The 6,035-nt window shown below is 35.7% G+C and carries 6 protein-coding genes and 1 pseudogene; 2 read left to right on the forward strand and 5 right to left on the reverse strand.

Translation table 11 applies throughout. The annotated features are described in order from the left end of the window. Positions 1-27: 27 nt before the first annotated feature. Genes aroD through Q0941_RS03955 form a run of 3 tightly spaced genes read right to left on the reverse strand, consistent with a single transcriptional unit; the run spans position 28 to position 2,537 of the window. Positions 28-699 carry a type I 3-dehydroquinate dehydratase gene (gene aroD, locus Q0941_RS03945; protein WP_299291573.1) on the reverse strand — a complete coding sequence of 224 codons (672 nt, stop codon included), beginning with the start codon at positions 697-699 and terminating at the stop codon, positions 28-30. A 1-nt stretch (position 700) separates the two neighbouring features. Beyond that, positions 701-1,762, reverse strand: coding sequence for a 3-dehydroquinate synthase II (locus tag Q0941_RS03950; protein ID WP_299291575.1), 1,062 nt, complete (start codon positions 1,760-1,762; stop codon positions 701-703). After that, positions 1,755-2,537, reverse strand: a complete 783-nt coding sequence (locus Q0941_RS03955) for a 2-amino-3,7-dideoxy-D-threo-hept-6-ulosonate synthase (protein WP_299291577.1) — start codon at positions 2,535-2,537, stop codon at positions 1,755-1,757. Before Q0941_RS03955 ends, Q0941_RS03950 begins: the two co-directional genes overlap by 8 nt. 157 nt (positions 2,538-2,694) lie before the next feature. Between Q0941_RS03955 and mqnC the strand changes: the two genes are divergently transcribed. Then, complete coding sequence (gene mqnC / locus Q0941_RS03960; protein WP_299291578.1) at positions 2,695-3,813, forward strand: cyclic dehypoxanthinyl futalosine synthase; 1,119 nt, start codon at positions 2,695-2,697, stop codon at positions 3,811-3,813. On the opposite strand, the gene Q0941_RS03965 is transcribed toward mqnC, so the two are convergent. Then, complete coding sequence (locus Q0941_RS03965; protein ID WP_299291580.1) at positions 3,808-5,250, reverse strand: menaquinone biosynthesis decarboxylase; 1,443 nt, start codon at positions 5,248-5,250, stop codon at positions 3,808-3,810. The genes mqnC and Q0941_RS03965 overlap by 6 nt on opposite strands. A gap of 48 nt (positions 5,251-5,298) precedes the next feature. Continuing rightward, positions 5,299-5,673 (reverse strand): hypothetical protein, encoded by a 375-nt coding sequence (locus Q0941_RS03970; protein ID WP_299291582.1) that lies wholly within the window; start codon positions 5,671-5,673, stop codon positions 5,299-5,301. Between the two features lie 98 nt (positions 5,674-5,771). On the opposite strand from Q0941_RS03970, the pseudogene Q0941_RS03975 reads away from it, so the two are divergent. Further along, positions 5,772-6,035 (forward strand): annotated as a pseudogene (locus tag Q0941_RS03975) (trans-sialidase); the annotation flags it as partial.

Genomic DNA, 6,035 nt, shown 5'->3' on the forward strand with positions numbered 1-6,035 from the left:
TTATGATTGATTTAAACTCTCAATTTTTTATTTTTTGAGATTGGTAATTTTCTTTATTTCATCTACGCTAAACTGACCAGGAGCTACTGCCTTTCCTAATGAAACGTATGTGTAAGGACTGCCCAAATATAGGCACAAAATTCTGGAAATTCTTCCAAAATCCCCCATCGAAAATGAGATTAGATTTTTTTTCCCTTTTTTACTGTACAATTCTAACATTCTAGTAGAGTCATCAGTTGATTTTGCTGTACTTACAATTTTAACAAAATTTGAAAACCTACTCATATCTTTCATCTTCTTTCTAAGCTCAAGTGTACTTGGGGTTTTCTTAAAGTCATGCCAGGAAATCAAAAGTTTAGTCTTTGTGGATTTTAGAAACTTTGCTAATGCTGCGTTTTTCTTTATTGTGTTAAATTCAATATCTAGAAGGTATGGATTGTATTCTGCAATTAGTTTGATGATTGCAATTCGTTCGTTTTCATTTCCAGGAAATTGACCTCCTTCTGTTTTTGGTCTTAGGGTACAAACTATTTTGTTAAGATCTTTTTTGATTAATTCAAGTGTTTTTGGAATATCTTCCACTTTCAAAAAATCAAATCTAACTTCAATATAGTCTGATTTCTTTAATGCAATTTTGGTAGTTTGTTTTACTTTTAATGGTGTTTTTTCTGCTATTGAAACGCAGGTTTTGTATTTCATTTTACTTTTCTAGAATATATTCATCTGAAACTTCCATACCAAAGTGTCTTCCAGTAGCTGGTTTTGCATGAACCATTACTGTGTCTCCTTTTTTGAGATGAGTTACAGAAACTAATTGTCCGTTTTGTTTTACAAATCTAATTGTCTCAGCATCTTGTGCAATGATTCCGCCAATTTCTCCACCAGCTGATGCCTTTATCATGAGCATTGGTCTACGCTCAATTTTTGATCTTCCTACAGTTGCTCTTCTGGCTTTACCTTTTGAATTGAGAATTAAAACTTCAGAACCTGTTTCAACTTCTGATAGATAATTTGTTGTTCCATCTGGTGATAATGTATAACAGTGGACTGCTCCTGCATTTACTCTAAATGGTCTTGGTGATGTAAAGGATGAACCAACTGATTCATTATGCACCAAAAACAAAAAGTTTGATCTACTACCAATAAGCATTCCTTCTCCTTTGTGAAGCATTGATGCTGTATCAACACAAACTCTTTCGCCGTCTCCAACCTCTTTGATTTCAATTATCTTTGCAGGTTTCATGTCAAAGCTTCTGGTTCCTAGATAGACCATGGCCTCTCTTACTTCGTTAATTGATGATGTGCTAAAGATAACACCGTCTACCCCTACCTCTAAAATTGAAAACATCTTTCTAACCTCTTCAGGTGTTCTTGCTATTGCAAAAATCTTGGTATGGATTTTGTGAAGTTTGGCAATAATATTTTCTAATGGAATAATCTTCCAGTCTTTAACTTCTACAATTACAAAGTCTAATCCCTTCTTTGCAATATTGAGAATATCTTCAATATCTGAATTTGAGAGAACTTGGAATTTTCTTCCTACTTTCTTTCCTTTTGGCTTTGTAGCACCTTCTTTATCAAGAACTACAAAGTTTGCATTGCTTGAAGGATAAACTGTTTGAAGTTTTGATTTCTTTTTTCCTAATTTTTTTGGATCAAGATATACCATCTTTACTCCTTCAGTCTCTAATTGTGGAAGAAGTTTAGCTATTTGTGCCTGTGAACCTTTTGGCGAAATAATTAATTCTCTTGATTTACTCAATTTTCTTCACTGCTTCCTTTGCAGTTCCCTTTCTGAAAATAATTTCAGCTAATGCTTCAACCATTTTTTCAGGAGCCTTGTGAGCAAAGATGTTTCTTCCATATGTTACACCTTTTGCTCCAGCTGTCATTGCGTCTTCAGTCATTTGAAGAATATCTAAATCTGTTTTTGCTTTTGGTCCGCCAGCAATTACAATTGGTACTGGTGTACTCTTTACAATTTTTGAAAATGAATCTACATCTCCAGTGTATACTGTCTTTACAATGTCTGCACCACATTCTGCTCCAATTCTTGCAACATGTCCAACAATTTCTGGGTCATGTGGATCTTTTACATTTTCACCTCTTGGATACATCATTGCTAAAAGTGGCATTCCCCATTTGTGACATTGGTCAGCTGTCATTCCTAATTGCTCTAACATCTCTGGTTCTTCTTTTCCGCCAATGTTGATGTGAAGTGAAACTCCGTCAGCACCCATTGCAGCTGCTTCTTTAACGGTTCCAGTCAACATCTTTCTGTTTGGAGATAATGATAATGATGTACTACTTGAAAAATGAACTAAAACTCCAATCTTTGGAGGTTTTGGTAAAGTTTTGAGAATTCCTTTGTTGATGATTACACTTGTGAGTCCGTGTCCTTCACATTTGTAAATTGTTGATGCGGGGTCTTCAAGACCTTCAATAGGACCATTTGAAATACCGTGATCCATTGGGATACAGAGCATTCTTCCTTTTCTTAAAATTCGATTTAATCTAATTTGATTGCCAGATACCATGCGTTGATCTGATTTTTGTGCCCTACTTAAAAATAACGTGAATCTTTGCACTCAATTTTCTGAATTATTGAGCCCAAATCACTCATTTGATTTAATTCTTTTTTTGTTCATTATTTCTATCAAGGATTAAATAGAAATTCCAAAGGATGAAAATCAATTGAGTCAGACAACTGAGCAAATTCAAAAAAGCGATATCAAAGATATTTTAGAAAATTCTCTAAATGGACAAAGACCTAGTCCTGAAGATTGTATGAGATTATTGGAATCTGATGATGTTCATTTGATGGGACTGGTTTCAGGACATCTAACTAGAAAACAATTTGGCAAAAAGGCTTCTTTTGTAAATAATATTATTTTGAATTATACTAATGTCTGCATCACTGATTGCAAGTTTTGTGCATTTTATAGATCACCTGGAGCTGATGATTCTTACACTTTAACACTTGATCAAATTGAATCTAGAGTAAAGACCTCCTGGGATATGTTCAAGATTCGTCAAGTATTGATTCAAGGTGGACATAACCCAAATTTGAAAATTGAATATTATGAAGATGCATTTAGAATGATTCGTGAGAAATTTCCAAAAGTTGGAGTTCATGGATTGTCCACTTCAGAAATTGATATGATTGCAAGAGTTGAAAAATCCTCTACTAAAGAAGTTCTTTCTAGATTAAAAGAAGCTGGACTGCAATCTATCCCTGGCGCAGGAGCTGAAATTTTAGTTGATTCTGTAAAAGATGTGATCAGTCCAAAGAAAATTTCCAGTGCTGATTGGATTAGAATTATGGATGAAGCACATTCACTTGGTCTCCCAGCATCTGCAACAATGATGTATGGACATGTTGAAAATAAACAAGACATTGTTGATCACTTTTACAAAATTGTAGAACTACAAGAAAAGACTAAAGGATTCATGGCATTTATTCCTTGGAACTTTGAGCCAAACAATACTTTGATGAATGAAGAAGGTCTTGTAGAATATGGAACAGGTGGAATTCAACTCTTGAAAATGATTGCAATTTCCAGACTAGTCTTTGATGGATTAATTCCTCACATTCAATCTTCATGGCTTACCAACGGTGTTGGAATGGCACAACTAGCACTTCAATATGGTGCTGATGACTTTGGCGGTACTCTGATTGGAGAAGAAGTCGTTTCTTGTACTGGAGCCCGCTCAACTGAACTAACTGACAAAATCATTATCGATGCAATTCATCAAATTGGTTATCAGGTAGAAGAGAGAGATAATTTCTATAATCCTATTTCAGTCTCATAATCCATATTCGGACCATTTAGAGTCTACTAGATTTTTTGTTTCGTCATCAACTTTGACTTGTTGTTGAATTTCCCGTTCATATCCTTCTTCTTTTGTTTTCTGTGTTGCATCAATTCCCATTTTAGAGCCCAAGTTGACAAGAGGTGATGCTGGGTCTAATGTGTCAGTTGGGGCATTGTCAATTATTGTAGTATCTCTTGCTGCATCTGCTCTAGTTGTAATTGCCCACAAGACATCATTCATGTCATGAACGTTAATGTCCTCATCTACTACAACAAACATCTTCGTTAAAGACAACTGTCCCATTCCCCATAATCCCATCATGACTTTTTTTGCTTGTCCTGGATATCTTTTCTTAATTGAAATTATTGCAAAACCTTGGAACCAACCTGCAGCTGGCATACTAAAATCAACTACTTCTGGATGGAACATTCTGATTAGTGGCAAAAATGAGCGCTCGATTACTTTGCCAATATATGCATCCTCTAGAATTGGTTTTCCTACAACTGTGGTGACATAAACCGGATTCTTTCTTCTCATAATTCCAGTTAATGTGAATGTTGGATATGGCTCAACTGGAGTATAGTATCCAGTATGATCTCCAAATGGTCCTTCATCTCTAATGTCAGCAGGATCCACATATCCTTCTAAAACAATCTCTGCATTTGCAGGAACATCCAAATCAATTGTTTTACATTTCACAGTCTTGATTCCTTCTTTTCTTGTAATACCTGAAAACAAGTACTTGTCCAGTCCTTCAGGAACTGGAGCAATTGATGAAAATACTGTTGATGGTTCTGAACCGATAATTATTGCAGTTGGGATTTTTTCTCCTTTGTCTTTTGAAATGTCTCCATGATGCGCACCTCGTTTGTGTTTTTGCCAGTGCATTAGAGCATGAGTTTTGTCTACAATTTGCATTCTATAAACTCCCAAATTTCTAACTCCTGTTTCAGGATGTTTTGTTGCAACTAATCCTAATGTGATAAATCGTCCTGCATCATTAGGCCATGATTTTAGAATTGGTAAATCATCAAATGATGCATCAGTTGATGTAATTTCTGTAACAGGTCCTGATGTTTCTGCTTTAGGAAAAGATGCAGTCATCTTTGATAACTCGGGAAGTTTTTTTATTTTTCCTAATAATCCTGAAGGGATATCCATCTTTGTCATATCAACAATCCTCTGACCAATCTCTGTAAAGTCAGTCATCTCAAGACCAATCTCTAATCTTTTCATTGAACCAAATGCATTTCCTAAAACTGGCATGTCATATCCTTTAACATTCTCAAATAGAATTGCAGGACCATCTGAGTACATCTCTCTTCTCATAATTTCTGCAATCTCTAGATTAGAGTCAACTTCAGTTTTTACTCGTTTTAACTCTCCTTGCTTTTCTAACTCTGTGATAAACTCTTGAATGTCCTCAATTGGCAATATAGATCTGAAAGTTAGTTCAAGTTAAAATGTTACTGACTGTCCTTCTCACATTGGAGGCAATTCTGTTTTTTTGTCGTGACCGCCAGAACCAAATTTACAGTAAAAGCATAATTCAGATTCCATGTATTTTAGCTGCTCTACTTGAATTGCTCCAAGTTTCAAAGCAATCTTTGTTAGCAGTTTGTACTTTAGTGGCATTGCAGGGATCACTTCTTCCATGTATACTTTGTAATGATCGGGGCAAAACTTGAGTGTGACTTTGGATGGTTCTTTTCCCTTTTCATTAACCTGTTTTGTGAAATTGATCTGCTCTCTGATGTATTCGTGTTTTGGACATGGACAATCTTTGCCTCCTGGATGTTTGTATGCAGGGGTGTTCTTCCAATCAAAGTCTGGAAATTCTTTCTCAAAATCGTCCATTGCAACTATAGATGCGTTTATGCATATAAAACTTGATCAAGTTTTGTTAGCGGTAATCGACCCAAATGTACATAAACCCCAGATAGTCCATGCAGAATATGGCAGCTGCTAAAAAGGCAACAAAAAAAGATCTTGAAGCCAAGATAGCCGAATTAGAAGCAAAGTTATCACAACTTTCTGACCAACTTTCGAAACCAGCTGAAGCTCCTAAACCACAGGAAGCTCCAAAACCTGCTGAAAAACCAGCAGAAGCAAAACCTGCAGAGACAAAACCTGCTGAACCAACCAAACCAAAAGGAACTCTTCCTAAAGGAATGGAAAAACCAGCAGAAGCTCCAAAAGAGGATGCTCCAAAACCAGCT

Source organism: Candidatus Nitrosopumilus sp. (genome assembly GCF_028278985.1).
Lineage (GTDB): Archaea > Thermoproteota > Nitrososphaeria > Nitrososphaerales > Nitrosopumilaceae > Nitrosopumilus.